This is a genomic window from Streptomyces sp. NPDC005805, from assembly GCF_040630445.1.
Lineage (GTDB): Bacteria > Actinomycetota > Actinomycetes > Streptomycetales > Streptomycetaceae > Streptomyces.
Genome location: NZ_JBEXXN010000078.1, coordinates 1 through 26,292 on the forward strand (window position 1 = coordinate 1; position 26,292 = coordinate 26,292).

Annotated in this window: 23 protein-coding genes; 15 read left to right on the top strand and 8 right to left on the bottom strand. The window is 73.9% G+C overall.

Translation table 11 applies throughout. The features are described from left to right. Positions 1–103: 103 nt before the first annotated feature. From ABZ457_RS28625 to ABZ457_RS28640, 4 genes are all read right to left on the bottom strand, one after another. Entirely contained in the window at positions 104–2,542 is a 2,439-nt protein-coding gene (locus tag ABZ457_RS28625) for a Tex family protein (protein WP_359163274.1), read from the bottom strand. Between the two features lie 129 nt (positions 2,543–2,671). Then, a complete protein-coding gene (locus tag ABZ457_RS28630) occupies positions 2,672–2,806 on the bottom strand; it encodes an LPFR motif small protein (protein ID WP_359163277.1) in 135 nt (44 codons plus the stop codon). A gap of 184 nt (positions 2,807–2,990) precedes the next feature. Then, positions 2,991–3,854, bottom strand: coding sequence for a hypothetical protein (locus tag ABZ457_RS28635; RefSeq protein WP_359163280.1), 864 nt, complete (start codon positions 3,852–3,854; stop codon positions 2,991–2,993). Between the two features lie 152 nt (positions 3,855–4,006). After that, on the bottom strand, positions 4,007–4,771 hold the full coding sequence (locus tag ABZ457_RS28640; RefSeq protein WP_359163283.1) for an enoyl-CoA hydratase/isomerase family protein: 765 nt from the start codon (positions 4,769–4,771) through the stop codon (positions 4,007–4,009). A 292-nt stretch (positions 4,772–5,063) separates the two neighbouring features. On the opposite strand from ABZ457_RS28640, the gene ABZ457_RS28645 reads away from it, so the two are divergent. Beyond that, positions 5,064–5,540, top strand: a complete 477-nt coding sequence (locus tag ABZ457_RS28645) for an ATP-binding protein (RefSeq protein ID WP_359163286.1) — start codon at positions 5,064–5,066, stop codon at positions 5,538–5,540. A 48-nt stretch (positions 5,541–5,588) separates the two neighbouring features. On the opposite strand, the gene idi is transcribed toward ABZ457_RS28645, so the two are convergent. The 4 genes from idi to galE form a co-directional block, all read right to left on the bottom strand. Continuing rightward, on the bottom strand, positions 5,589–6,182 hold the full coding sequence (gene idi / locus ABZ457_RS28650) for an isopentenyl-diphosphate Delta-isomerase (RefSeq protein ID WP_359163289.1): 594 nt from the start codon (positions 6,180–6,182) through the stop codon (positions 5,589–5,591). A gap of 133 nt (positions 6,183–6,315) precedes the next feature. Further along, on the bottom strand, positions 6,316–7,515 hold the full coding sequence (locus tag ABZ457_RS28655; RefSeq protein WP_359163332.1) for a bifunctional class I SAM-dependent methyltransferase/N-acetyltransferase: 1,200 nt from the start codon (positions 7,513–7,515) through the stop codon (positions 6,316–6,318). Between the two features lie 370 nt (positions 7,516–7,885). Next, positions 7,886–8,821 (bottom strand): cation diffusion facilitator family transporter, encoded by a 936-nt coding sequence (locus ABZ457_RS28660; RefSeq protein WP_359163292.1) that lies wholly within the window; start codon positions 8,819–8,821, stop codon positions 7,886–7,888. Between the two features lie 176 nt (positions 8,822–8,997). Beyond that, the gene (galE, locus tag ABZ457_RS28665; protein WP_359163295.1) at positions 8,998–9,981 is read right to left on the bottom strand and encodes a UDP-glucose 4-epimerase GalE; all 984 of its coding nucleotides are present in this window, start codon (positions 9,979–9,981) and stop codon (positions 8,998–9,000) included. A gap of 341 nt (positions 9,982–10,322) precedes the next feature. Between galE and ABZ457_RS28670 the strand changes: the two genes are divergently transcribed. The 14 genes from ABZ457_RS28670 (at position 10,323) to hpnH (ending at position 26,223) form a co-directional block, all read left to right on the top strand. Beyond that, positions 10,323–12,143 carry a DUF5941 domain-containing protein gene (locus ABZ457_RS28670; protein WP_359163335.1) on the top strand — a complete coding sequence of 607 codons (1,821 nt, stop codon included), beginning with the start codon at positions 10,323–10,325 and terminating at the stop codon, positions 12,141–12,143. Continuing rightward, entirely contained in the window at positions 12,140–12,889 is a 750-nt protein-coding gene (locus ABZ457_RS28675; RefSeq protein ID WP_359163298.1) for a phosphocholine cytidylyltransferase family protein, read from the top strand. The genes ABZ457_RS28670 and ABZ457_RS28675 overlap by 4 nt, the downstream gene beginning before the upstream one ends. Then, positions 12,877–13,938 (top strand): iron-containing alcohol dehydrogenase family protein, encoded by a 1,062-nt coding sequence (locus tag ABZ457_RS28680; RefSeq protein WP_359163301.1) that lies wholly within the window; start codon positions 12,877–12,879, stop codon positions 13,936–13,938. Before ABZ457_RS28675 ends, ABZ457_RS28680 begins: the two co-directional genes overlap by 13 nt. Then, on the top strand, positions 13,916–14,695 hold the full coding sequence (locus tag ABZ457_RS28685; protein WP_359163304.1) for a CDP-alcohol phosphatidyltransferase family protein: 780 nt from the start codon (positions 13,916–13,918) through the stop codon (positions 14,693–14,695). Before ABZ457_RS28680 ends, ABZ457_RS28685 begins: the two co-directional genes overlap by 23 nt. 62 nt (positions 14,696–14,757) lie before the next feature. Continuing rightward, on the top strand, positions 14,758–15,603 hold the full coding sequence (locus ABZ457_RS28690; protein ID WP_359163338.1) for a glycosyltransferase: 846 nt from the start codon (positions 14,758–14,760) through the stop codon (positions 15,601–15,603). Between the two features lie 113 nt (positions 15,604–15,716). Beyond that, positions 15,717–16,646 carry an ABC transporter permease gene (locus tag ABZ457_RS28695; protein ID WP_359163307.1) on the top strand — a complete coding sequence of 310 codons (930 nt, stop codon included), beginning with the start codon at positions 15,717–15,719 and terminating at the stop codon, positions 16,644–16,646. Further along, positions 16,639–17,463, top strand: a complete 825-nt coding sequence (locus tag ABZ457_RS28700; protein ID WP_359163310.1) for an ABC transporter ATP-binding protein — start codon at positions 16,639–16,641, stop codon at positions 17,461–17,463. Before ABZ457_RS28695 ends, ABZ457_RS28700 begins: the two co-directional genes overlap by 8 nt. A gap of 394 nt (positions 17,464–17,857) precedes the next feature. Continuing rightward, entirely contained in the window at positions 17,858–18,772 is a 915-nt protein-coding gene (hpnC, locus tag ABZ457_RS28705; protein ID WP_359163313.1) for a squalene synthase HpnC, read from the top strand. Then, positions 18,769–19,719, top strand: a complete 951-nt coding sequence (gene hpnD / locus ABZ457_RS28710; protein WP_359163315.1) for a presqualene diphosphate synthase HpnD — start codon at positions 18,769–18,771, stop codon at positions 19,717–19,719. Before hpnC ends, hpnD begins: the two co-directional genes overlap by 4 nt. Further along, a complete protein-coding gene (gene hpnE, locus ABZ457_RS28715) occupies positions 19,716–21,113 on the top strand; it encodes a hydroxysqualene dehydroxylase HpnE (RefSeq protein ID WP_359163317.1) in 1,398 nt (465 codons plus the stop codon). Before hpnD ends, hpnE begins: the two co-directional genes overlap by 4 nt. Next, positions 21,110–22,246 (top strand): polyprenyl synthetase family protein, encoded by a 1,137-nt coding sequence (locus tag ABZ457_RS28720; RefSeq protein WP_359163320.1) that lies wholly within the window; start codon positions 21,110–21,112, stop codon positions 22,244–22,246. The genes hpnE and ABZ457_RS28720 overlap by 4 nt, the downstream gene beginning before the upstream one ends. 157 nt (positions 22,247–22,403) lie before the next feature. Next, the gene (gene shc / locus ABZ457_RS28725; RefSeq protein ID WP_359163323.1) at positions 22,404–24,449 is read left to right on the top strand and encodes a squalene--hopene cyclase; all 2,046 of its coding nucleotides are present in this window, start codon (positions 22,404–22,406) and stop codon (positions 24,447–24,449) included. Beyond that, positions 24,449–25,201 (top strand): 1-hydroxy-2-methyl-2-butenyl 4-diphosphate reductase, encoded by a 753-nt coding sequence (locus ABZ457_RS28730; protein ID WP_359163326.1) that lies wholly within the window; start codon positions 24,449–24,451, stop codon positions 25,199–25,201. Before shc ends, ABZ457_RS28730 begins: the two co-directional genes overlap by 1 nt. Before the next feature lie 5 nt (positions 25,202–25,206). Next, positions 25,207–26,223: an adenosyl-hopene transferase HpnH gene (gene hpnH / locus ABZ457_RS28735; protein ID WP_359163329.1), complete on the top strand. Its 1,017-nt coding sequence runs from the start codon at positions 25,207–25,209 to the stop codon at positions 26,221–26,223. Positions 26,224–26,292 lie beyond the last annotated feature (69 nt).

Genomic DNA, 26,292 nt, shown 5'->3' on the forward strand with positions numbered 1-26,292 from the left:
CCCGCCCGCGGCCTTTGGCGGGGTGGGGGGGGCCGTGTCTGGGGGGTGGGCCGCCCCCCACCCCCCCGCCCCGCCGGTGGGGGCCGGCGCCCGTGGTGCCCGGTCACCGCCGGCGGCGGCCGCCGCCCTGCTCGCCGTCGAGGAGGCCCGCCTTGCGGAGGGCGTCCGCCATCGCGCTGTTGGCCGGGGCCGCGGCCGGACGGCCGTTGCCGCCGCCGGAGCCCCCCGAGCCACCGGCGCGCCCGCCACCGCCGCCGCGCCCGCCACCACCGCCCCCACGCCCGCCCGCGCCGCCGCCCTGCCGCTGCTGCGGCGGACGCCCGCCGCGCTCACGGCGCGGGGCGCCGCCGCCCTGGGACTGCGCCGTCGCCGAGGCGTCGTCGTCCAGCCGCAGCGTCAGCGAGATCCGCTTGCGCGGGATGTCCACGTCCAGGACCTTCACCTTCACCACGTCACCCGGCTTCACCACATCGCGCGGGTCCTTGACGAAGGTCTTCGACATCGCCGACACATGCACCAGGCCGTCCTGGTGGACGCCCACGTCCACGAACGCGCCGAACGCGGCCACATTCGTCACCACGCCCTCCAGCACCATCCCGGAGGCCAGGTCGCCGATCTTCTCCACGCCCTCCTTGAAGGTCGCGGTCCGGAACGCGGGCCGCGGGTCCCGGCCCGGCTTCTCCAGCTCGCGCAGGATGTCCGTCACCGTCGGCAGACCGAAGGTCTCGTCCACGAAGGCGTCCGGACGCAGCGACCGCAGCACCGAGGTGTTGCCGATCAGCGCCGCGACCTCCCCGCCGCTCTCCTTCACCATCCGCCGCACCACGGGGTACGCCTCCGGGTGCACGCTGGACGCGTCCAGCGGGTCGTCCCCGCCCCGGATGCGCAGGAAGCCCGCGCACTGCTCGTACGCCTTCGGGCCCAGCCGGGCCACGTCCTTGAGCGCCCTGCGGGAGCGGAACGGGCCGTTGCTGTCCCGGTGCGCCACGATGTTCTCGGCGAGGCCCGCACCGATCCCGGAGACCCGGGCCAGCAGCGGGGCGGAGGCGGTGTTGACGTCCACCCCGACGCCGTTCACACAGTCCTCGACGACCGCGTCCAGTGAGCGGGACAGCTTCACCTCGGAGAGGTCGTGCTGGTACTGGCCGACGCCGATCGACTTGGGGTCGATCTTCACCAGCTCCGCCAGCGGGTCCTGGAGACGGCGGGCGATCGACACCGCGCCGCGCAACGACACGTCCAGCGAGGGGAGTTCCTGCGAGGCGAACGCGGACGCCGAGTACACCGAGGCGCCCGCCTCCGAGACCATCACCTTGGTCAGGTTCAGCTCCGGGTGCCGGGTGATCAGGTCGCCCGCGAGCTTGTCCGTCTCGCGGGAGGCGGTCCCGTTGCCGATGGCGACCAGCTCGACCGCGTGCTCCTTCGCGAGGCGCGCCAGCTTGGCCAGCGCCTCGTCCCAGCGGTTCGCCGGGACGTGCGGGTGGATCACGTCGGTGGCCACCACCTTGCCGGTCGCGTCCACGACCGCCACCTTCACGCCGGTCCGGAAGCCGGGGTCCAGACCGAGGGTGGCGCGGGTGCCGGCCGGGGCGGCGAGCAGCAGATCGCGAAGGTTCGCCGCGAAGACACGCACCGCCTCGTCCTCGGCCGCCGTGCGCAGTCGCAGCCGCAGGTCGATCCCGAGGTGGACGAGGATGCGGGTGCGCCACGCCCAGCGGACGGTGTCGCCGAGCCACTTGTCGCCCGGCCGCCCCTGCTGGGCGATGCCGAAGCGGGAGGCGACGATCCCCTCGTACGAGGAGGGGCCCTCCACCGGCTCCTCGGGCTCCAGGAGGAGGTCCAGGACCTCCTCCTTCTCACCGCGGAACATCGCCAGCACCCGGTGCGAGGGCAGCTCGGTGAAGCCCTCCGCGAAGTCGAAGTAGTCGGCGAACTTGGCGCCCGCCTCCTCCTTGCCCTCGCGCACCTTCGCGGCCAGCCGGCCCCGGGTCCACATGCGCTCGCGTAGCTCGCCGATGAGGTCGGCGTCCTCGGAGAAGCGTTCCGTCAGGATGGCGCGGGCGCCCTCCAGGGCCGCCGCCGGGTCCGCGACGCCCTTCTCCGCGTCGACGAACGTGGCCGCCGCGGCGAGGGGTTCGACGGACGGGTCCCCGAGCAGCCCCTCGGCGAGCGGTTCGAGCCCGGCCTCCCGGGCGATCTGCGCCTTGGTGCGCCGCTTGGGCTTGAACGGCAGATAGATGTCCTCCAGGCGCGCCTTGGTCTCGGCGGCCCGGATCTGCGCCTCCAGCTCCCCGGTCAGCTTGCCCTGCTCCCGGACCGAGTCCAGGACCGAGGCCCGCCGCTCCTCCAGCTCACGCAGATAGCGCAGCCGCTCCTCCAGGGTGCGGAGCTGCGCGTCGTCGAGCATCTCGGTCGCTTCCTTGCGGTAGCGCGCGATGAACGGCACGGTCGACCCGCCGTCGAGCAGCTCGACGGCCGCCTTCACCTGCCGCTCGCGTACGCCGAGTTCCTCGGCGATCCTGCCTTCGATGGACGTGGTCACGGTTCCCCGACTCGCCTTCTCGTGCTGGCTGTGCTTGAGCCTGCATTCTGCCGGGTGACCGCGGGCGATGTCGCGCCCCGGTGCCCGCGGGTCCGCACGGCGTGCCGTACGGACCCGCGCGGGGCGGGATCAGACCCGGCGTGCGCGGCCACCGCCGCGCGAGGCCCCGCCGAAGAGCTTGGCGAGCAGCCGGAAGGGCAGGGTCACCACGGTGGCGATCGCCGAGCCGACGGTGCGTAGTGCGTCTGCGATGGCGCGGAGCATGGGGTGCCACCTCCTGTGTAGGGGTCCGTGCCCTCCGGCTTGCCGCCCCTCGCCACCCCAAACCCCCGCCCGCCGGCGTTCCGGACCTTGCCCGCCTGCAGGACCGGGCCCGCCCGCCCCGCCAGCCGGACCGGACCGCCGGCCCCCTCGTGGGCGCGCCCGCGCCCGCCCCGCGGGCTCCCCGTCAGCCCCGACCCGTCGCGTCCGCCGGGAACGCGCCCGCCGCGAAGGCGGTGAGCAGGAAGCCGCGGCCCAGGTCCGTCAGGCGCTCGACGCCCTCCGCGCCCAGGTGCTCGTACGGGGCGAGGTCCATGCGGTCCGTGTGGTCCTCCACCTCGGCGCGCAGCGCGGAGCCGGACTCCGTCAGCTCGCCCTCCGCGTCGAGGAGGCCCCGGTCACGGAGGCGGTTCTGCGCCGCGTCCCAGTCGGCGCGGCGCCAGCCGCGGGTGGCGAGGATCCAGCGGGGCGCCATGCCCTTGCCCGTCGCCGTGTGGCTCACCAGGGCCTCCAGCGGGTCGAGACCGGCGAGCAGCAGCGCGGCCAGGTGCGCGTCACCGCGGTGCTCGCGCAGCAGCGTGGCCGCGTGCCAGTACGCCAGGTGCGGCTCACTCGGGACCGGCAGGTCCGCGTGGGCGGCGTAGAGCGGCCGGGCGTGCCGGGTGCACGCCTCGGTGGCGTGCAGGGCGAGGGCCGCCGCCTCGGCCAGCTCCTTGGAGGCGATGGTCTCCTCGCCGAGGAGCCGGCGCAGGGTGGTGTCGGCGGCTCGCCACCGCGCCGCGAGCACCTCCTCGGGGGAGGCCGTCTCCCACACGGCCGGCAGGTGCCGCGCGACCAGCTCGGGGTTGAAGTTGTAGAAGGTGGCGGCGACCGCCCCGGCCCCGACCGCGCCCATGGCGGCCGAGCGGGCGGCGAAGTAGGCGGCGCTGTCGTCCTCGATGCCGACGGCGGCCAGCTCGCGCCCCAGGTCGGGGGAGAAGTAGACCGTCGAGTGCAGCGGGTTCAGGGCGTTGTGGCACCGGCGTCCGGCACGCGGGGGGAGAGACGTCATGGCGACACGTTACCGACTGGTTGGTACGTCGGTACAGGCCCGCCCCGGGGCCCCTTCAGCCCCCTCGCGGCCCGCCCCGGCTGGGTCGTGTCCCGGAACGTCTCGCCTGGTCCACGACGTCCGGGCGAACGGCGCGACGTTCCGGACACTCCCTACTGCGGCGTCCACCCGAAGCGCGGCGCCCGGCGCTCCAGGAAGGCCGCGACCCCCTCGGCGGTGTCGCCGCTGCGCCGCGCCTCCCCGTACCAGTGCTCCTCGCGGTCGGTCCGGCCGTCCGTGAACTCCTTCGCCGCGCACTGGGTCAGCAGCGACCGGGTACCGAGGACGCGGGTGAACTCGGCGGCCCGCTTGCCCAGTTCGTCCGCCGGCAGTACCTCGTCCACCAGCCCGGTGCGCAGGGCGCGCGCACTGTCGATCAACTCGCCCGAGAAGAGCAGGTACTTGGCCGCCGCCGGGCCGACCAGCCCGGCGAGCCGGCGGGTGGAGCCGGCCGGGTAGACGATCCCGAGCTTCGCCGGGGTGATCCCGAACAGTGCGTCCTCGGCCGCGAACCGCAGATCGCACGCCGAGGCGAGCTGGCAGCCGCCGCCCACGCAGTAGCCCCGCACCACGGCGAGGGTGGGCTTGGGGAACGCGGCCAGGGCCTCCTCCGCCCGCACCGCCAGGGCCTGCGGGTCCTCGCCGGGCTCGCGCAGGGAGGAGATGTCCGCGCCCGCGCAGAAGGTCGCCCCCTCGCCGGTCAGCACCAGCGAGCGCACCTCCGGGTCCCCGGCCAGCCCGCCCAGCAGCTCGGGCACCGCACGCCACATCCCGGTGGTCATCGCGTTCCGCTTCGCCGGATTGCTGATCACCAGCGTGGCGACGCCGTCCTCGACGGTGCGGACGATCCGGGGCTGCGGGGTGCCGGGGTGCTCCATGCGCCGGATGCTATCGGCACGCCGTCCGGCCGCCGGAAACAGTGTCCGGAAGCGGGGCCCGGAAGCGGAGTCCGGAAATCCGAAGCGGAGTCGGGAAATAGAGTGCTGAAACGATCGGCCCGGCGTAACGGTCGCAAGACCCCCTCGACCAGTCGTTCAACTGACGCTGTCATACGCATTGCGTCACATGTCGCTCAAAGGTGATCAGTTCTGTTCAGGTGCACGGTATGGACCAAAGGACTCCCAACACTTGTTGCTCGACGGTCAGTGGGAACGAGCCGAGGGTGTGACTATGGAGAGCCGCGGGAGCGTGCCGGCCCGGCCGCTGTCGTACGAGGGGGTCTGGCGTTTCACCGCCCCGGCGGTCGACGTCTCCGTACCGCAGGCACGGCGTGCGGTACGGGATCTGCTCGCCCGCCAGGGGGTCCCGGTCGCCGACGACATCGTGCAGGGACTGCTGCTGATCGTCTCCGAGCTGGTCACCAACGCCGTGCGGCACGCGGCCCTGCTCTCGCCGGAGGTCGCCGTCGAGGTCGCGATCGGGGCGCAGTGGGTCCGGGTGTCCGTCGAGGACAACCACCCCTACCGGCCCCGGGCGCTGGAGACCGACTCCGCCCAGACCGGCGGCCGGGGCCTGCTGCTGGTGCGCGAGGTCACCCATGAGGCGGGCGGGCGCTGCGACGTCGAGAACACGGCGAGCGGCGGCAAGATCATCTGGGCCGAGCTGCCCCTCGCCCCCGTCCTCCGCGCCGACGTCGCCCCCCTCTGAGGGGCCGCCCCGGGCCGACGGCCCGGGGCGGACACGGCCTGCGGACGGTCACCAGCCCCCGGCCGGCCCCGTCAGCTCGCGGATCGCCGGCCGTGCCGCGTCCAGCACGGTCATGAACCAGGCCGAGAACGGCGCCGAGGCGTGGCGCTCGGCCAGCTCCCCGGGCGTCACGAACGCGGTCTCGCCGACCTCCTCCGCGTCCGGCCGCGGCGCGGACTGCACCATGCCGACGAAGAGGTGGTTGAACTCCTGCTCCACCAGGCCCGACGCGGGGTCCGGGTGGTTGTAGCGCACCGTGCCCGCCTCGGCGAGCAGCGACGGGGACACGCCCAGCTCCTCGTACGTCCGGCGGGCCGCCGCCGCGAACGGCGCCTCGCCCGGGTACGGGTGGCCGCAGCAGGTGTTCGACCAGACACCGGGGGAGTGGTACTTGCCCGCCGCCCGCCGCTGGATCAGCAGCCGCCCGTGCTCGTCGAAGAGGAAGACGGAGAACGCGCGGTGCAGCTTGCCCGGGGCGCGGTGGGCGTCCAGCTTCTCCGCGGTGCCGATGGTGTTGCCCTGCTCGTCGACGAGTTCGAGCAGGATCGCGGGCGCGGTGCCCTTCGACGAGCTGTTCGCCTCGGTGGCTGGTGTGATCGGCATAACCATCCTTCGCATCGTTCCTCGGCCCTGGGGGGCCCGGCCCAGTCTGCCGTAAAGAAGGGCCTTCTCCGCACTTCGGCCACGGGTATGTCCGCCCCGCGGCCCCGCCCGGGGCCGCGGGGCGGACGCACCGTCAGACGCCGAAGGCCGCGGGATAGCGGATCGTGCCGCCCGGGACCTCGGCCGATCCGTCCAGGACCAGGGCCATCAGCGCCTCGTCCGGCACCGCGAAAGACGGCCGGATTCCGTACGCGGACGCCCGTTCGAAACCGAACCGGGGGTAGTACTCCGGATGGCCCAGGACCACCACCAGGCGCTCACCGCGCGCCCGCGCCGCGTCCAGCACCGCCCGGACCACCGCCTGCCCGGCCCCCTGCCGCTGGAACCGGGGCGCGGTCGCCACCGGGGCCAGTGCCAGCGCGGCCACGCCGCCCACCCGGCAGCGGGTCAGCAGGGCGTACGCGGCCACGGAGCCGTCCGCCGCCTCCGCGACATACGACAGCTCCGGCAGCCAGGCGTCCGGGTCCTCGCGGAGGGCGTCCACGAGATCGGCCTCGGCACTCGTGCCGAAGGCGGCCGTCTTGACCGCGCGGACCGCCGCGCGGTCGGCCGCCGTCTCGGGGCGGATGCGCCGGCGCGGATCGGCCGGGGCGCACACATAGCCGGTGTAGCCGTACTCCGTGCCGTGGTCGCGGCGCATCGCGATCTCCGCCCGCGTCGCGGCCAGCGCCCCGGCCATACCGGGAGCGCCGGGGTCGGCCGCGTCCGCCCGTGCGGCGAGCGGCCCGTAGTACGCGTCCCAGTCGCTCTCGGGCTGCCGGTGCACCGCCCGGACCGTGTACCCGGCGGCCGAGATCGCCGCGCAGTTCGCCGCCGTGGTGCGCAGCGGATAGTGCGCGTCCCAGAAGGCCCGGGCCGGTGCCGAGGGCTCCGGCACGGTCCACTCGCACTCGGTGAGGACGAGGGAGCCGCCCGGCGCGAGCAGCCGCCGCCAGCCCGCGAGGGCCCTGTCGAAGCCGATCGCGTACGCCGAGCTCTCCGCCCAGACGGCGTCGAACGCGCCGTCCGGGAAGGGCGGGGCGCCCATGTCGGCTTCGAGGGTGGTGACGGCGTCGCCCAGGCCCCGCGCGTCGGCGGCCCGCCGCAGCTCGTCCAGGAACGGCCGGTGCAGATCGACCGCGGTGACCCGGGCCCCGGCCTCGGCGGCCAGCAGCAGGGCGGAACGGCCCGGACCGCAGCCCAGGTCGAGCACCCGCGGACGCTCGGGCAGCGGGCGGGCGGCGGCCAGCAGCAGCCGGGTGGTGGCGTCGCTGCCGGGGCCCTGCCGCGGCAGACCGTGGTGCAGGGCGAAGAAGGCGTCACGGAACGCCTCGCCGGAGAAGTCGTGCGTGGTGTCGTGCGAGTCGTGCGTGGTGTTGTCGGACAACGTGGAAACCCTTGGTCGAGGTCGGGCTCCCGCCGACACGGGCGGCCGTTCCGGAACGCGTCCGGAGGGCCGGCCGGAATCAGGATCGGCCGGAAGCCCGGAGGTCGATGACGGACCGGGCGCTGCGCTCGGCAGCGGTAGCGGCGACAGTCATCGACTCAGCTCCTCGGGGATCGGGCGTACCACCGGTACGGCCCGCACGGCTCGGCCGGGACGCGATCCGCGCCCCGGCCGTCAACCCTAGCAATCCCCCCCGGTCGGCGATCCGCCCCCGGTCTCAGTGGCAGAGCTTCGCCTCGTGCGCCGCGTGACCGGCCGGCTCCAGCTGGAAGGTGCAGTGCTCGACGTCGAAGTGGTCCCCGATGCAGCCCTGGAGCTCGTGCAGCAGCTTCTCGTGCCCCACCCCGTCCAGGACCTCCTGGCTGACCACCACATGCGCGGAGAGGACCGGCATCCCGGAGGTGATCGTCCACGCGTGCAGATCGTGCACGTCCTCCACCCCGGGCAGCTCCAGCATGTGTGTGCGGACCTCGGCCATGTCGACGCCCTCGGGGGCCGCCTCCAGCAGCACGTTCAGGGTCTCGCGCAGCAGCCGCAGGGTCCGGGGGACGATCATCAGACCGATGACCAGGGAGGCGATCGGGTCCGCGTAGGACCAGCCCGTGGTCAGCACGATCGTCGCGGAGACCAGCACGGTGACCGAGCCCAGGGTGTCCGCCAGGACCTCCAGATAGGCGCCCCGGACGTTCAGGCTCTCCTTCTGGCCGCGCACCAGCAGGGAGAGGGAGACCATGTTGGCGACCAGGCCGACGAGGGCGAAGGCGATGGCCAGACCGCTCTTGGGCTGGGTCGGGCTGATGAACCGCTCGACCGCCTCGAAGAGCAGGAAGCCGCCCACGCCCAGCAGCAGCAGGCAGTTGGCGAGCGCGGCCAGGATCTCCGCCCGGGCCAGTCCGAAGGTGCGGTTCCCGCTGGGCGGGCGGTTGGCGAAGTGGATCGCCAGCAGGGCCATGCCCAGACCGAGGGCGTCGGTCGCCATGTGCGCCGCGTCCGCGATCAGGGCCAGCGACCCCGAGAGCACACCGCCGACGATCTCCAGCACCATCACACCGAGCGTGATCGCGAAGGCGACGCGCAGGCGTCCGGCATGGGCCGCCGACGCGGTGCCGGACGGGGGCCCGTACGTGTGCCCGTGATCGTGCCCAGCCCCCATGAGGTGCCTCCCGTGTGATCGTTCCGGACCTGCCGACGACCTCAGTGAACTACGGGTGGGGGGTATGGTCAACACGGCACTGAACACCGTTGTCATGTGCTCTGACCTGCGTAAATGCTTGCAGGTCAGAGCGGGTGCGCGATCATCGGACGGCTGTGCGGTGCCCCGGTCGGCGGTCAGCGGACCGCCGCCTCCGGGTGCCGCAGCAGCCAGCCCTCCCACGCGGAGGACACCATCTCCCGCACCCCCCGGCCGGCCGTCCAGCCGAGTTCCCGGGCGATCCGGTCCACCGCCGCCACCGCCTGGGCCGCGTCCCCCGGGCGGCGCGCCTCGATCACCGGCTCGGTCGCGCGGCCCGTGATCTCGCCCACCAGATCCGCCAGCTCGCGCACCGAGACCCCGACCCCGCGCCCGATGTTCACCGTCAGATCGCCAGAAGCGCTGGGGGCGGCCAGCCGCCGGGCCACCGCCAGATGCGCGTCGGCCAGGTCCGCGACATGGATGTAGTCGCGGACACAGGTGCCGTCCGGGGTCGGGTAGTCCGCGCCGAAGATCCTCGGGGCCTCGCCCCGGGTCAGCCGGTCGAAGAACATCGGGACGATGTTGAACACCCCCGTGTCGGACAGCTCGGGGGAGGCCGAGCCCGCGACGTTGAAGTAGCGCAGACAGGCCGTGGCCAGCCCGTGCGCCCGGCCGGTGGCCCGGACCAGCCACTCGCCGCTGAGCTTGGTCTCGCCGTACGGGTTGATCGGCCGGCACGGCGCGCTCTCCGGCACCAGGGCGGTGTCCGGCACCCCGTACACGGCGGCGGAGGAGGAGAAGAGGAAGCGCTCCACCCCGGCCTCCACGACCGCCTCCAGCAGCACGGTCAGCCCGTGCACGTTCTCCCGGTAGTAGTACAGCGGGCGCTCGACGGACTCCCCGACCTGCTTCCGGGCCGCGAGATGCACCACACCCGTGATGTCCTCGCCCGCGAGGACGCCTGCCACCAGCTCCTTGTCCAGGACCGAGCCGCGCACCAGCGGCACCCCGGCGGGCAGCCGCCCCGGCAGGCCCGAGGACAGGTCGTCCAGGACGACCACCCGCTCCCCGGCCGCCGTCATGGCATGCGCCACATGGGCGCCGATGTATCCCGCTCCGCCTGTGATCAGCCACGTCATGACGGCCACCCTAAGGCCCGGGTCCGGTCCCGGGAGCCGGGTCCCGCCCGGTCCGGACCACGCCCCCCGCCCGTCCCGGACCACGCCCCGCGCCCGGTCCGGGAGCCCGGTCCCGCCCGGCGCGGCCCCGTCCCGCACCCCGGTCCGGGCTCCGCCGTCGACCCCAGGTTTGGAGCCCGGGGTGATCATCGACAATGATGACCCCCGCGGGCCCCCCGGCCTGAACGGCCGATGAATTCCCGCTTCCGCTCGTCCGATAGCCTCTGCCGACGCGCCGCCGCCCGGGCCCCGGGACAGGCCGTGCGCGGCCACGCACTGTCCGTTCCAAGGAGTGGGTTCGTCTGTCGACCGCCATCCTCACCGGCCCCCCGGTACCCGGATCGCCGCTCGAAGGCGATCTGCGGTCCCTGGGCTTCGACGTCCAGTCCGCCGCCGGGCCCGAGGAGGCGGCCGCCCTGCTCGCGGCCGTCCCCGCCGCGCAGCGGGTGGCCCTGGTCGACTCCCGGTTCGTCGGGCACGTCCACGCGCTGCGCCTCGTCCTGACCGACCCCCGCTTCCCGGCCGCCGCCGTGACGGGCGCGCTGAGCGCGCAGCCCGCCGCCCGCGCCGCGCTCGCCGGGGCCGTGCGCTCGGTCTCCGCGGCGGTCCCCGCCGGGGCGTCCGCCGGGGCCGGGCTGCCCGTGGACGAGGTCGCCGGAGCCCTGGAGGCGTCCGGCACCGCCGTGCACCGCCCCGAACTGGGCACCCTGGTCGCCGGGACCCCCCTCGACGCCCAGGACCGGCACCGGGTCCGGGCCGAGGTCGACGCGGTGGACGACGAGGCCGTGCGCCTGCGCTCCGCCGTGAAGGCCCGCGACGGCTTCTTCACCACCTTCTGCATCAGCCCCTACTCGCGCTACCTCGCCCGCTGGTGCGCGCGCCGGGGCCTGACCCCCAACCAGGTCACCACCGCCTCGCTGCTCACCGCCCTGATCGCGGCGGGCTGCGCGGCCACCGGCACCCGCGGCGGCTTCGTCGCCGCCGGTCTGCTGCTGATCCTCTCCTTCGTCCTGGACTGCGCCGACGGGCAGCTCGCCCGCTACTCGCTCCAGTTCTCGACCCTCGGCGCCTGGCTCGACGCCACCTTCGACCGCGCCAAGGAGTACGCCTACTACGCGGGCCTCGCCCTCGGCGCCGCCCGCGGCGGGGACGACGTCTGGGCCCTCGCCCTGGGCGCGATGGTCCTCCAGACCTGCCGGCATGTCGTCGACTTCTCCTTCAACGAGGCGAACCACGACGCCACCGCCAACACCAGCCCCACCGCCGCCCTCTCCAGCCGCCTGGACGACGTCGGCTGGACGGTCTGGGTCCGCCGCATGATCGTGCTGCCCATCGGCGAGCGCTGGGCCATGATCGCCGTGCTCACGGCGTTCACCACCCCCCGGATCGTCTTCCTGGCCCTGCTGATCGGCTGCGCCTTCGCCGCCTGCTACACCACCGCCGGCCGGGTGCTGCGCTCCCTGACCCGGCGGGCCACCCGCACCGAGCGGGCCGCGCAGGCCCTCGCGGACCTCGCCGACTCCGGTCCGGCCGCCACCGAGGTGGCCCGCGCCACCGGCTCCTTCGCCCGCCGGCTGCCGGGCCCCGCCCCGCTCGCCGCGGCCGTCGCCGGAGCCGCCGCCCTCGTCCTCACCGCCGCCTTCGCCGGGTACGGCTCGCCCTGGACCGTGGTCGCCGCCCTGGTGTACTGCGTCACCTCCGGCCTCGCCGTCGCCCGCCCGCTCACCGGCGCCCTGGACTGGCTGGTGCCCCCGGTGTTCCGGGCCGCCGAGTACGGCACGGTGCTGGTGCTGGCCGCCCGCGCGGACGTGCCCGGGGCCCTCCCGGCGGCGTTCGGGCTGGTCGCGGCCGTCGCCTACCATCACTACGACACCGTGTACCGCATCCGCGGCGGCACGGGCGCGCCCCCGCGGTGGCTGGTGCGCGCGGTCGGCGGGCACGAGGGGCGGGCTCTGGCCGTGGCGCTCCTGGCGTTCCTGCTCGGCCCGGACGACTTCACCCTCGCGCTGACGGCCCTCGCCGTGCTCGTCGCGCTCGTGGTGCTCGCCGAGAGCATCCGCTTCTGGGTGTCGGCCCACAAGCGGGGTGCACCCGCCGTACACGACGAAGGAGAACCCGCATGATCGGCCTCGTACTCGCAGCCGGTGCCGGACGGCGTCTGCGCCCGTACACCGACACCCTCCCCAAGGCGCTCGTGCCCGTGGACCCCGAGGGCGACGGCTCGCTGACCGTTCTCGATCTCACCCTCGGCAACTTCGCGGAGATCGGCCTCACCGAGGCCGCGATCGTCGTCGGCTACCGCAAGGAGGCCGTCTACGAGCGCAAGGCCGCCCTGGAGGCGAAGTACGGCCTCAAGCTGACCCTCATCGACAACGACAAGGCCGAGGAGTGGAACAACGCCTACTCCCTGTGGTGCGCCCGTGAGGTGCTCGCCCGGGGCGTGATCCTCGCCAACGGCGACACCGTCCACCCGGTCTCCGTCGAGAAGTCCCTGCTCGCCGCGCGCGGCGAGGGGAAGCGGATCATCCTCGCCCTCGACACGGTGAAGTCCCTCGCCGACGAGGAGATGAAGGTCGTCACCGAGCCCGGCAAGGGCGTCACCCGGATCACCAAGCTCATGGACCCGGCCACCGCCACCGGCGAGTACATCGGTGTCACCCTCATCGAGCCCGAGGCCGCCGCCGACCTGGCCGACGCGCTGAAGACCACCTTCGAGCGCGACCCCGACCTCTACTACGAGGACGGCTACCAGGAGCTGGTGAACCGCGGCTTCACCGTCGACGTGGCCCCCATCGGCGAGGTGGCGTGGGTCGAGATCGACAACCACGACGACCTCGCGAAGGGCCGTGGGATCGCGTGCCAGTACTGACCCGGCTCATCCCCTCCCCGGTCGTCGTCGACATCCGGGCGGGCGCCCTCGACGACCTCGGCCCCCTCCTCGCCGACCAGCGGATCTCGCCCTCCGGCCGGATCGCCTGCGCGGTCAGCAACGGCTCCGGCGCCGCCCTGCGCGAACGCCTGGCCCCCCTGCTGCCCGGCGCCGACTGGTACGAGGTGAACGGCGGCACCATCGACGCCGCCGTCCGCCTCGCCGACGAGATCCGGGGCAGCCGCTACGACGCGGTCGTCGCCCTGGGCGGCGGCAAGATCATCGACGTGGCGAAGTACTCCGCGGCCCGGGTGGGGCTGCCCCTGGTCGCCGTCGCGACCAACCTCTCCCACGACGGCCTCTGCTCGCCGATCTCCACCCTGGACAACGACAACGGCCGCGGCTCCTACGGCGTCCCCACGCCGATCGCGATCGTCATCGACCTCGATGTGATCCGCGAGGCCCCGGTCCGCTACGTCCGCTCCGGCATCGGCGACGCGATCTCCAACATCTCCGCCATCGCCGACTGGGAGCTGTCCCACCGGATCACCGGCGAGCCCGTCGACGGCCTGGCCGCCGCCATGGGCCGCAGCGCCGGCGAGTCGGTGCTCCGCCACCCCGGCGGAACCGGCGACGACGAGTTCCTGACCGTGCTCGCCGAGGCCCTGGTCCTCTCCGGCATCGCCATGTCCATCAGCGGCGACTCCCGGCCCTCCTCCGGCGCCTGCCACGAGATCAGCCACGCCTTCGACCTGCTGTTCCCCGCGCGGGCCGCGAGCCACGGCGAGCAGGTCGGCCTCGGCGCCGCCTTCGCCATGCACCTGCGCGGCGCCCCCGAGCAGGCCGCCCTCTTCGCCGGGGTCCTGCGCCGCCACGGCCTGCCCGTGCTGCCGCGGGAGATGGGCTTCACCGCGGACGAGTTCGTGCGCGCCGTGGAGTACGCACCGCAGACCCGTCCGGGACGGTTCACCGTCCTGGAGCACCTCGACCTCACCACCGACCAGATCAGGGACGCGTACGCCGACTATGCCAAGACCATCAGTAGCTGAACTCCGCCCGGTCGTGCACCCGGCGGGTGTGAAGGACCGGCGTAGCGGAGAACACTGGGGCGGCCGCCTGTACATGCGGGAGGTCTCCCTCCGGATCACCCGGCTCCTGGTCACCACCCGGGTCACGCCCAACCAGCTCACCTATGTGATGACCCTCTGCGGCGCCCTCGCCGCCCCGGCCCTGCTGATCCCGGGGATCTGGGGCGCGGTCCTCGGTGTCGTCATGGTGCAGCTCTATCTGCTCCTGGACTGCGTGGACGGCGAGGTCGCCCGCTGGAAGAAGCAGTTCTCCCTGGGCGGCGTCTACCTGGACCGGGTCGGCGCGTATCTGTGCGACGCGGCGGTCCTGGTCGGCTTCGGCCTGCGGGCGGCCGACCTGTGGGGCCCCGGGCGCATCGACTGGCTGTGGGCCTTCCTCGGCACCCTGGCCGCCCTCGGCGCCATCCTGATCAAGGCGGAGACCGACCTCGTCGGCGTCGCCCGGCACCAGGGCGGGCTGCCGCCGGTCAAGGAGTCCGCCTCCGAGCCCCGCTCCTCCGGCATGGCGCTGGCCCGCCGGGCCGCCGGCGCGCTCAAGTTCCACCGGCTGATCCTCGGCATCGAGGCGTCCCTGCTGATCCTGGTCCTCGCGATCGCCGACGCGGTCCGCGACGACCTGTTCTTCTCCCGCCTCGGCGTCGCCGTGCTGGCCGGGATCGCCCTGCTCCAGACCGTGCTGCACCTGGTCTCGATCCTCGCGTCGAGCAGGCTGAAGTGACCTCACCCGCCGGAGCGGCCGGGGCGGACCGGCCGCTCACCCTGGGCGCGGTCGTCATCACCATGGGCGACCGCCCCGCCGAACTGCGCGCCCTGCTCGACTCGGTCGCCGCCCAGGAGGGCGACAGGGTCGAGGTGGTCGTGGTCGGCCAGGGCGTCCCCGTGCGGGACGTCCCCGAGGGCGTGCGCGCCGTGGAGCTGCCCGAGAACGTGGGCATCCCCGCCGGGCGCAACGCGGGCATCGAGGCCTTCGGCCCGGGCGGCCGGGACGTGGACGTGCTGCTCTTCCTCGACGACGACGGCCGTCTCGCCCGCACCGACACCGCCCGCCTGCTGCGGGAGGCGTTCACGGCCGACCCCCGCCTGGGCATCGTCAGCTTCCGGATCGCCGACCCGGACACCGGCCGCACCCAGCGCCGCCACGTCCCCCGGCTGCGCGCCGCCGACCCGCTGCGCTCATCGGCCGTGACCACGTTCCTCGGCGGCGCGAGCGCCGTCCGCAGCGAGGTCGTCGCCCAGGTCGGCCCCCTGCCGGGCGAGTTCTTCTACGCCCACGAGGAGACCGACCTCGCCTGGCGGGCCCTGGACGCGGGCTGGCGGATCGACTACCGCGCCGACATGGTCCTGTTCCACCCCACGACCCCGCCGTCCCGGCACGCGGTCTACCACCGCATGGTGGCCCGCAACCGGGTCTGGCTGGCCCGGCGGAACCTGCCCGCGCCCCTGGTCCCCGTCTACCTGGGCGTATGGGTGCTGCTGACCCTGCTGCGCCGGCCCACGCGGGCCGCGCTGCGGGCCTGGTTCCGCGGCTTCGCCGAGGGCTGGCGCACCCCGTGCGGGCCCCGCCGCCCCATGAGCTGGCGCACTGTGTGGCGGCTCACAAGGCTGGGCCGACCACCTGTCGTCTGACAAGCTCGGTTCTGAGAGCATCTGGGGCGTCCCCGTGGCGGGCCTCTCCACCCGGACGGTCCCACCCCGGAAAGTCCCACCGCCGCTCATCTTGACCACGAAAGTTTTCACCTGTGAGTGACACGACCCACGACGGCGCCCTCGCGACCAGCTCCCCGCCGTCCCCCGACGACGGCCTGCCGCCGGCGCAGCTCGCCGCCAAGTACGGCCTCGCGGTCAGCGGCGCCCGTCCCGGCCTGGCCGAGTACGTGCGGCAACTGTGGGGGAGGCGCCACTTCATCCTGGCGTTCTCGCAGGCCAAGCTGACGGCCCAGTACAGCCAGGCGAAGCTGGGCCAGCTCTGGCAGGTGGCCACCCCGCTGCTCAACGCCCTGGTGTACTTCCTGATCTTCGGCCTCATCCTGAAGGCCAACCGGGGCATGGAGACCGAGGTCTATGTGCCGTTCCTGGTGACGGGCGTGTTCGTCTTCACCTTCACCCAGAGCTCGGTGATGGCCGGCGTCCGCGCGATCTCCTCGAACCTGGGCCTGGTGCGGGCGCTGCACTTCCCGCGCGCCTCGCTCCCGGTCTCGTTCTCCCTCCAGCAGCTCCAGCAGCTGCTGTTCTCGATGATCGTGCTGATCGTGATCGTGGTCGCCTTCGGCAGCTACCCCACCTGGTCGTGGCTGCTGGTCCTGCCGGCCCTGGCGCTCCAGTTCGTGTTCAACACCGGACTGGCCCTGATCATGGCCCGCCTCGGCTCCAAGACGCCCGACCTGGCGCAGCTGATGCCGTTCGTGATGCGGACCTGGATGTACGCCTCGGGCGTGATGTTCTCGATCCCGATCATGCTCCAGGACCGGCCGGCGTGGATCGCGGACATCCTGATGTACAACCCGGCGGCGCTCTACATGGACCTGGTCCGCTTCGCCCTGATCGACGGCTACACCTCGGCCAACCTCCCCGACCACGTCTGGGCGGCGGCCGCGGGCTGGTCGGTGCTGATCGGCGTGGCGGGCTTCGTGTACTTCTGGAAGGCGGAGGAGCGGTACGGCCGTGGCTGACGACAAGGGCGACAAGGGCGGGACGAACCCCGGGAACGGCGTCGCGGCGGACGGGCGCGTCCCCACGGTCATCGCCGACGACGTGCACATCGTCTACCGGGTCAACGCGGGCGGCGGCGGCAAGGGCAGCGCGACGGCCGCCCTGAGCCGGATCCTGCGCCGAGGGAAGGGCGAGCCCCGCGGCGTGCGCAAGGTGCACGCCGTGCGCGGGGTCACCTTCACCGCGTACCGGGGCGAGGCGATCGGCCTCATCGGCACCAACGGCTCGGGCAAGTCCACCCTGCTGCGGGCCATCGCGGGCCTGCTGCCCACCGAGAGCGGCAAGGTCTACACGGACGGCCAGCCCTCCCTGCTGGGCGTCAACGCGGCCCTGATGAACGACCTCACCGGCGAGCGGAACGTGATACTCGGCGGCCTGGCCATGGGCATGACCCGCGAGGAGATCCGCGAGCGCTACCAGGGGATCGTGGACTTCTCCGGGATCAACGAAAAGGGCGACTTCATCACCCTGCCCATGCGGACCTACTCCTCCGGCATGGCGGCCCGGCTCCGCTTCTCCATCGCCGCCGCGAAGGACCACGACGTCCTGATGATCGACGAGGCGCTGGCCACCGGTGACCGGAAGTTCCAGATCCGCTCCGAGGAGCGCATCCGCGAGCTGCGCAAGGAGGCCGGCACGGTCTTCCTGGTCAGCCACAGCAACAAGTCGATCCGGGACACCTGCGACCGGGTCCTCTGGCTGGAGAAGGGTGAACTCCTGATGGACGGCCCGACCGACGAGGTCATCAAGGCGTACGAGAAGGAGACCGGCAAGTAGCGCGGGCCGGTCGCCCGCACCCCGCAGGACCGGGCCGCGTCCGCCCACCGGCCCCGCCGCGCAGGCCGCCCGCACCCCGCCGGACCGGCCGCGCGGCCCGCGCTGGGGACCCCCGCCGCCGTCACCGGGACGGGGGTCCCGCCGTGTCCGGGCCCCCGGGGCTGCGGTGTGCGTTGTACAACGTAAGCTGGAGCGGTGCCCATTCGTGGCAGCCGGTGACAAATCACCGCCAACCCCTTGTGCCGACCGGCCGCATGGGGGCGTCCCGGTTGCGGCGTGTCCGAAATGGGACGTATTGCGTCGACGGTGTAGAACTGGGAGATGTGACGGTCATGACGGGAATCCATCCGCTCCGCGAGCCCTCCGCCGTCCCGGCGGCAGGGGGCTGCACACGGTGACGGCCACCCGGCAGACGCGCCCGGCCCCCGCCCGCGCCACCCTCGACAAGGCCGCCGACGAGAACTTCCCCGTCGCCCCCTTCTTCCTGCCCCGCGCCTGGCGCGAGGACCTCATGGCCGTCTACGGCTACGCCCGCCTCGTCGACGACATCGGCGACGGCGACCTCGCCCCCGGTGGCGCCGACGCCCGCGCCCTCGGCGCCGACCCCGACCGGGCCGGCGACCCCCTTGCCCTCCTGGACGCCTTCGAGGCCGACCTGGACCGCGTCTTCGACCCGGCCGAGACGCCCCGGCACCCCCTGCTGCGCGCGCTGCGCCCCACCGTGCAGCGCCGCGACCTCGATGCCGAACCGTTCCGCCGCCTGATCGCGGCCAACCGGCAGGACCAGGTCGTGCGCCGCTACGGCACCTGGGACGACCTCCGCGACTACTGCCGGCTCTCCGCCGACCCGGTCGGCCGCCTCGTACTCGGGATCACCGGCACCACGAGTCCCGAGCGCGTCCGCCGCTCGGACGCCGTGTGCACCGCCCTCCAGATCGTGGAGCACCTCCAGGACGTCGCCGAGGACCTGGCCCGGGACCGGATCTACCTCCCCGCCGACGACCTCAAGACCTTCCGCGTCACCGAGGACGACCTCGCCGCCCCCACGGCGAACGCCTCCGTGCGCGCGCTGATCGCCTTCGAGGCCGACCGCGCCGCCCGCCTGCTCGACGAGGGCACCGCCCTGGTCGGCAGCGTCCGCGGCAGGCTCCGGCTGCTGCTCGCCGGATTCGTCGGCGGTGGGCGCGCCGCCCTCGCCGCGATCGCGTCCGCCGGACATGATGTGCTGCCCGGACCGCCGAAAGCCGCGAAAGCCCGCGTACTGCGCGAAACGGGACTGGTCTTGCGAAACGCACGCAGAGAGGGATGAGCCGGACGATGGAGGGAACCGATCGCACGCCGGCCCCGGTGCGGGCCGCGTACAGCTACTGCGAGGCCGTGACCGGAGCGCAGGCCCGCAACTTCGCCTACGGGATCAGGCTGCTGCCCCCCGGCAGACGCCAGGCCATGTCGGCGCTCTACGCCTTCTCCCGCCGCGTCGACGACATCGGCGACGGACAGCTCGCCCCCGAGGCCAAGCAGGCCCGCCTCGACGACACCCGCCGCCTCCTCGACGGCATCCGCAAGGGCGCCGTCGAGGACGACGACACCGACCCCGTGGCCGTCGCCCTCGCCGACGCGGCCCAGCGCTACCCGATCCCGCTCGACGCCCTCGACGAACTCATCGACGGCGTCCTCATGGACGTGCGCGGCGCGGCCTACGAGACCTGGGACGACCTCAAGGTCTACTGCCGCTGCGTCGCCGGGACCATCGGACGCCTCTCCCTCGGCGTCTTCGGCACCCAGCCCGGCGCACCCGGCGCCGAACGCGCCCCCGAGTACGCCGACACCCTCGGCCTCGCCCTCCAGCTCACCAACATCCTCCGCGACGTCCGCGAGGACGCCGCCGACGGGCGCACCTACCTGCCCGCCGACGACCTCGCCAAGTTCGGCTGCTCCGAGGGCTTCCGGGCCGCCGTCCCGCCGCCCGGCGCCGACTTCGAGGGCCTGGTCCACTACGAGGTCCGCCGCGCCCGCGCCCTGTTCACCGAGGGCTACCGCCTCCTGCCCATGCTCGACCGCCGCAGCGGCGCCTGCGTCGCCGCCATGGCCGGCATCTACCGCCGCCTCCTCGACCGCATCGAGGACGACCCCGCGGCCGTGCTGCGCGGCCGTGTCTCCCTCCCCGGCCACGAGAAGGCGTACGTCGCCGTCCGCGGACTGTCCGGACTCGACGCCCGCGGCGTCGTCCGCCGCACCCACCGGGGGCGCGCATGAGCACCGGCACCGGCGCGGACGCCACCGGGGCCCGGCACGCCGTCGTCGTCGGCGGCGGTATCGCCGGGGTGACCACCGCCCTCCGCCTCGCCGACGCCGGACTGCGCGTCACCCTCCTGGAGGGCCGCCCCCGGCTCGGCGGCCTCGCCTTCTCCTTCCGCCGCGGCGACCTCACCGTCGACAACGGCCAGCACGTCTACCTGCGCTGCTGCACCGCCTACCGGTGGTTCCTCGACCGGATCGGCGGCGCGGACCTCGCCCCCCTCCAGGACCGCCTGGACGTCCCCGTCCTGGACGCCGCCGCGCCCGGCGGCCCCCGTCTCGGCCGGCTGCGCCGCAGCGCGCTGCCCGTCCCCCTCCACCTCGCGGGCGGCCTCGCCCGCTACCCCCACCTCTCCCTGGCCGAGCGCGCCTCCGTCGCCCGCGCCGCCCTCGCCCTCTCCCGCCTCGACCCGGCCGACCCCGCCCTCGACGGCATCGACTTCGCCACCTGGCTCGGCCGCCACGGACAGAGCCCCCGGGCCGTCGCCGCCCTCTGGGACCTCGTCGGCGTCGCCACCCTCAACGCCCGCGCCCCGCAGGCGTCCATGGGCCTCGCCGCGATGGTGTTCAGGACCGGGCTGCTCTCCGACCCGGGCGCCGCCGACATCGGCTGGGCCCGGGTCCCGCTCGGCGACCTCCACGACACCCTCGCCCGCAAGGCCCTCGACGAGGCCGGCGTCCGCACCGAACTGTCCACCCGCGTACGGGAGATCACCCGGGGAACGGACGGCCGCTGGCACGTGTCGGCCGGCGCCGCCCGGCTCGACGCCGACGTCGTGGTCCTCGCCGTCCCCCAGCGCGAGACCCACGCCCTGCTGCCCGAAGGCGCCCTGGAGCACCCCGACCGGCTCCTCGGCATCGGCACCGCGCCGATCCTCAACGTCCACGTCCTGTACGACCGCAGGGTGCTGCGCCGCCCCTTCTTCGCCGCCCTCGGCACCCCCGTGCAGTGGGTCTTCGACCGCACCGAGGCCGCCGGCGTCACCGAGGGCCAGTACCTGGCGCTCTCCCAGTCCGCCGTGCGCGACGAGATCGACGACCCGGTCGCCGTCCTGCGCGAGCGCTATCTGCCCGAGCTGGAGAAGCTGCTGCCCGCCGCGCGCGGCGCGCGGGTCCGCGACTTCTTCGTCACCCGGGAACGCACGGCGACCTTCGCGCCGGAGCCGGGCGTCGGCAGGCTCCGGCCGGGTGCGCACACATGTGCCCCGGGCCTGTACCTTGCTGGCGCGTGGACGGCCACCGGCTGGCCCGCGACCATGGAGGGCGCCGTGCGCAGCGGCTTCAGTGCCGCGGACGCGGCGCTCTCCGCGCTCGGCCGCCGCCAGGAACACCCCATCGAGGAGGCGGCGTGAGCACCAGTACTGGAACCAGAGGAGTAAGCGTGCCGACAGTGCCCTCGGCTCATCCGGCTGAAGACACCGCACAGACCGCACAGACGGCACAGCCCGTCCCCGACACGGACATCGCGGCGCTGCTGGAGCGCGGGCGGACCCTGTCCACGCCGGTGCTCCGCGCGGCCGTGGACCGCCTCGCCGCGCCCATGGACACCGTGGCCGCCTACCACTTCGGCTGGATCGACGCCGAGGGCAACCCCTCCGCCGGCGACGGCGGCAAGGCCGTCCGCCCGGCGCTGGCCCTGCTGTCGGCCGAGGCCGCGGGCGCGGCCCCCGAGGTCGGCGTCCCCGGCGCGGTCGCCGTGGAACTCGTGCACAACTTCTCGCTGCTGCACGACGACCTGATGGACGGCGACGAGCAGCGCCGCCACCGCGACACGGTGTGGAAGGTGCACGGCCCGGCCCAGGCGATCCTGGTCGGCGACGCCCTCTTCGCCCTGGCGAACGAACTCCTCCTGGAACTCGGCACGGTGGAGGCCGGCCGCGCCGCGCGCCGCCTCACCACCGCCACCCGCAAGCTCATCGACGGGCAGGCCCAGGACATCTCCTACGAGCACCGCGAGCGGGTCACCGTCGAGGAGTGCCTGGAGATGGAGGGCAACAAGACCGGCGCCCTGCTGGCCTGCGCGGTGTCCATCGGTGCCGTCCTCGGCGGCGCCGACGACCGCACCGCCGACACCCTGGAGGCGTACGGCTACCACCTCGGCCTCGCCTTCCAGGCCGTCGACGACCTCCTCGGCATCTGGGGCGACCCGGAGGCCACCGGCAAGCAGACCTGGAGCGACCTGCGCCAGCGCAAGAAGTCCCTGCCGGTCGTCGCCGCCCTCGCCGCCGGCGGCCCCGCTTCCGAACGGCTCGGCGAACTCCTCGCCGCCGACGCCAAGAGCAATGACTTCGACAGCTTCTCAGAGGAGGAGTTCGCCGTGCGGGCGGCCCTCATCGAGGAGGCGGGCGGCCGCGAGTGGACCGCCCAGGAGGCCCGGCGCCAGCACGCGGTGGCCGTCGGCGCCCTCGACCGCGTCACCATGCCGGAAGCGGTCCGCGCGCAGCTCGTCGCGCTCGCGGACTTCGTCGTCGTACGGAAGAGATGATCACCATCGCACCGAGCACCACGCGGAGCCTGACCACCAGGAGCACCACCCGCGGCATATGAATCGCGTCGCCGGCCGGCGGCCACCGGAAGGAAGAACAGCCGCCGGCCGACGGAGACCCCAGCTCAGCAGAGACCACTGCAACGAAGGGGAAGCCATGACAGCGACGACCGACGGAAGCGGCGGACCCGTACGGGCCGAGGCCGCTCCCGCCGCCGGGACCGCCCGCGAGACGGGCGCGGGCACCGTCCGCGCGTCGGGCGCGGGCCAGGACGGCCCCCGGGATCTCAGAGCCGCCGCGGCCCTGGCCGCGGACCGTGCCGCACAGCATCTGCTCGACCGCCAGGACCCGCAGGGCTGGTGGAAGGGCGACCTTGAGACCAATGTGACGATGGACGCCGAGGACCTGCTGCTCCGCCAGTTCCTCGGCATCCGCGACGAGAAGACCACCGACGCGTCGGCCCGCTTCGTCCGCGGCCAGCAGCGCGAGGACGGCACCTGGGCCTCCTTCTACGGCGGCCCGGGCGAACTCTCCGCCACCGTCGAGGCGTACGTCGCCCTCCGGCTCGCCGGGGACCGGCCCGACGACCCGCACATGCTGCGCGCCGCGAGCTGGATCCGCAGCCAGGGCGGGATCGCCGCGACCCGGGTCTTCACCCGGATCTGGCTCGCCCTGTTCGGCTGGTGGAAGTGGGAGGACCTGCCCGAGGTCCCGCCCGAGGTGATGTTCCTGCCCTCCTGGGTCCCGCTGAACATCTACGACTTCGGCTGCTGGGCCCGCCAGACGATCGTGCCCCTGTCCATCGTCTCCGCGAAGCGCCCCGTCCGCCCGGCCCCCTTCCCGCTGGACGAACTGCACACCGACCCGGACCGCCCCGCCCCGCCGCGCCGGCTCGCGCCCGCCACCAGCTGGGACGGCTTCTTCCAGCGCGCCGACAAGGCCCTGCACCTGTACCACCGGCTCGCGCCGAAGCGGCTGCGCCGGGCCGCCATGAACAGCGCCGCCCGCTGGATCGTCGAACGCCAGGAGAACGACGGCTGCTGGGGCGGCATCCAGCCGCCCGCCGTGTACTCCGTCATCGCCCTCCATTTGCTCGGCTACGACCTGGACCACCCGGTGCTGCGGGCCGGGCTGGAGTCCCTGGACCGCTTCGCCGTCTGGTCCGAGCAGGACGGCCGCCCGGTCCGGATGATCGAGGCGTGCCAGTCCCCGGTCTGGGACACCTGCCTCGCCACCGTCGCCCTCGCCGACGCGGGCCTCCCCGCCGACCACCCCGCGCTGGTGCGGGCCGCCGACTGGATGCTCAGCGAGCAGATCGTCCGCCCCGGCGACTGGTCCGTCCGCCGCCCCGAACTCGGGCCCGGGGGCTGGGCGTTCGAGTTCCACAACGACAACTACCCGGACATCGACGACACCGCCGAGGTGGTCCTCGCCCTGCGGCGGGTGCGCCACCCCGACCCGGTGCGGCTGGAGACCGCGGTGGAACGCGGGGTGCGCTGGACGCTGGGCATGCAGTCCCGCGACGGAGCCTGGGGCGCCTTCGACGCCGACAACACCAGCCCCTTCCCCAACCGGCTGCCGTTCTGCGACTTCGGCGAGGTGATCGACCCGCCCTCCGCCGACGTCACCGCCCATGTGGTCGAGATGCTGGCCTACGAGGGGCAGGCCGCGCACCCCCGGGCCCGGCGCGGCATCGAGTGGCTGCTCGCCCACCAGGAGCCGTGCGGCGCCTGGTTCGGACGCTGGGGCGTCAACTACGTCTACGGGACCGGGTCGGTGGTCCCCGCACTGGTCGCCGCCGGGCTGCCCGGCTCGCACCCCGCCGTGCGGCGTGCCGTCACCTGGCTGGAGTCGGTGCAGAACGAGGACGGCGGCTGGGGCGAGGACCTGCGCTCCTACCGGGACCGGGGCTGGGCCGGACGCGGCGCGTCCACCGCCTCCCAGACCGCCTGGGCCCTCCTCGCGCTCCTCGCGGCGGGGGAGGAGGACGGCGAGGCCGTCGCCCGGGGCGTCGCCTGGCTCACCGCGACGCAGCGCCCGGACGGCTCCTGGGACGAGCCGTACTTCACCGGCACCGGTTTCCCCTGGGACTTCTCCATCAACTACCACCTGTACCGGCAGGTGTTCCCGCTGACCGCCCTCGGCCGTTTCGTGCACGGCGAACCGGTCGCCGGACCCGCCGGCGCGCGCAGGGCGACCTGATGGTCTCCGCGCCGCTTCCCGGCCCCGCCGAAGCCCCCGAGGGCCCCGGCGGGGCCGGGGACCGCGCGGCCGGGACCGCGCGCGGGGCCGACGGTGCCGGGAGCGCCGGGGCGGCCGTGCCGCTGCTGGTCGCCTGCGCGCTCGGCATCGAGCGCTTCGCCCTGCGGGCCGCCCCCGGCAACCGGGGCCGCGGGGCCCCGGAGGCGCCCCGGGCGACCGTGCTGCGCACCGGCATGGGGCCGGAGAGCGCCGCACGCGCCGTCCTCGCCGCCTGTTCCACCCCGGAGCTGCGGGAGGCCGCCGTCATCGCCTCGGGCTTCTGCGCGGGGCTGGTGCCCGGGATGCACCCCGGAGACGTGGTGGTCGCGGACGAGACCCTCACGGACGGCACGGCCGTGACCTGCGCCAACGCCGGACTACTGCGCGCCGCCGTGGCCGCCGCGCTGCCCGGCCGCACCGTGCACGGCGGAGTCCTCCTCGGGGCCGACCACGTGGTCCGCGGCCCCGAGCGCGCCCGGCTGGAGGCCACCGGGGCCATCGCCGTCGACATGGAGTCCGCGACCACGCTGGCAACCGCCCTGAGCGCGGGGCCCCGGGCGGTTGCCGCCGTCCGGGTGGTCGTGGACGCACCGGAGCACGAACTGGTCAGAATCAGCACACTTCGCGGTGGAATATCAGCGTTCCGTGTACTTCGTGCACTTATGCCCGCATTTTACGAATGGCGCCGTTCTTTGCTGCTCCCCAGGAGGTGAGCCAGATGGCCATGCCGCTCCGCCAGACCATCAGGGTCGGGACGTATCTCTTCGAACAGAAGCTCCGCAGGCGTGAGAAGTTCCCGCTGATCGTCGAGTTGGAGCCGCTCTTCGCCTGCAACCTCAAATGCGAGGGATGCGGCAAGATCCAGCACCCCGCCGGGGTGCTCAAGCAGCGGATGCCGGTGGCCCAGGCGGTCGGCGCGGTGCTGGAGTCGGGCGCGCCCATGGTCTCCATCGCCGGCGGCGAGCCTCTGATGCACCCTCAGATCCACGAGATCGTGCGGCAGTTGGTGGCGAAGAAGAAGTACGTCTTCCTCTGCACCAACGCCATGCTGCTCCGGAAGAAGATCGAGAACTTCACCCCCTCCCCGTACTTCGCCTTCGCCGTGCACATCGACGGCCTGCGCGAGCGCCACGACGAGTCGGTGGCCAAGGAGGGCGTGTTCGACGAGGCGGTGGAGGCCATCAAGGAGGCCAAGCGCCGCGGCTTCCGCGTCACCACCAACTCGACCTTCTTCAACACGGACACCCCGCAGACCATCGTGGAGGTGCTCAACTACCTCAACGACGACCTCCAGGTGGACGAGATGATGATCTCGCCCGCCTACGCCTACGAGAAGGCCCCCGACCAGGAGCACTTCCTCGGCGTCGAGCAGACCCGCGAGCTGTTCCGGAAGGCGTTCGCGGGCGGCAACCGCCGCCGCTGGCGGCTCAACCACTCCCCGCTCTTCCTGGACTTCCTGGAGGGCAAGGCCGACTTCCCGTGCACCGCCTGGGCGATCCCCAACTACTCCCTCTTCGGCTGGCAGCGCCCCTGCTACCTGATGAGCGACGGCTATGTGCCGACGTACCGGGAGCTGATCGAGGAGACCGACTGGGACGCCTACGGCCGCGGCAAGGACGCGCGCTGCGCCAACTGCATGGCGCACTGCGGCTACGAGCCCACCGCCGTCCTCGCGACCATGGGCTCCCTCAAGGAGTCCCTGCGCGCCGCCCGGGAGTCGGTCGGCGGCAAGTGAGAGACCCGGGCGGGGGGGGGGGGGGCCGGCCCCGAAAACACCCCCCCCCCCCCCCCCCCGGGCCGCCCC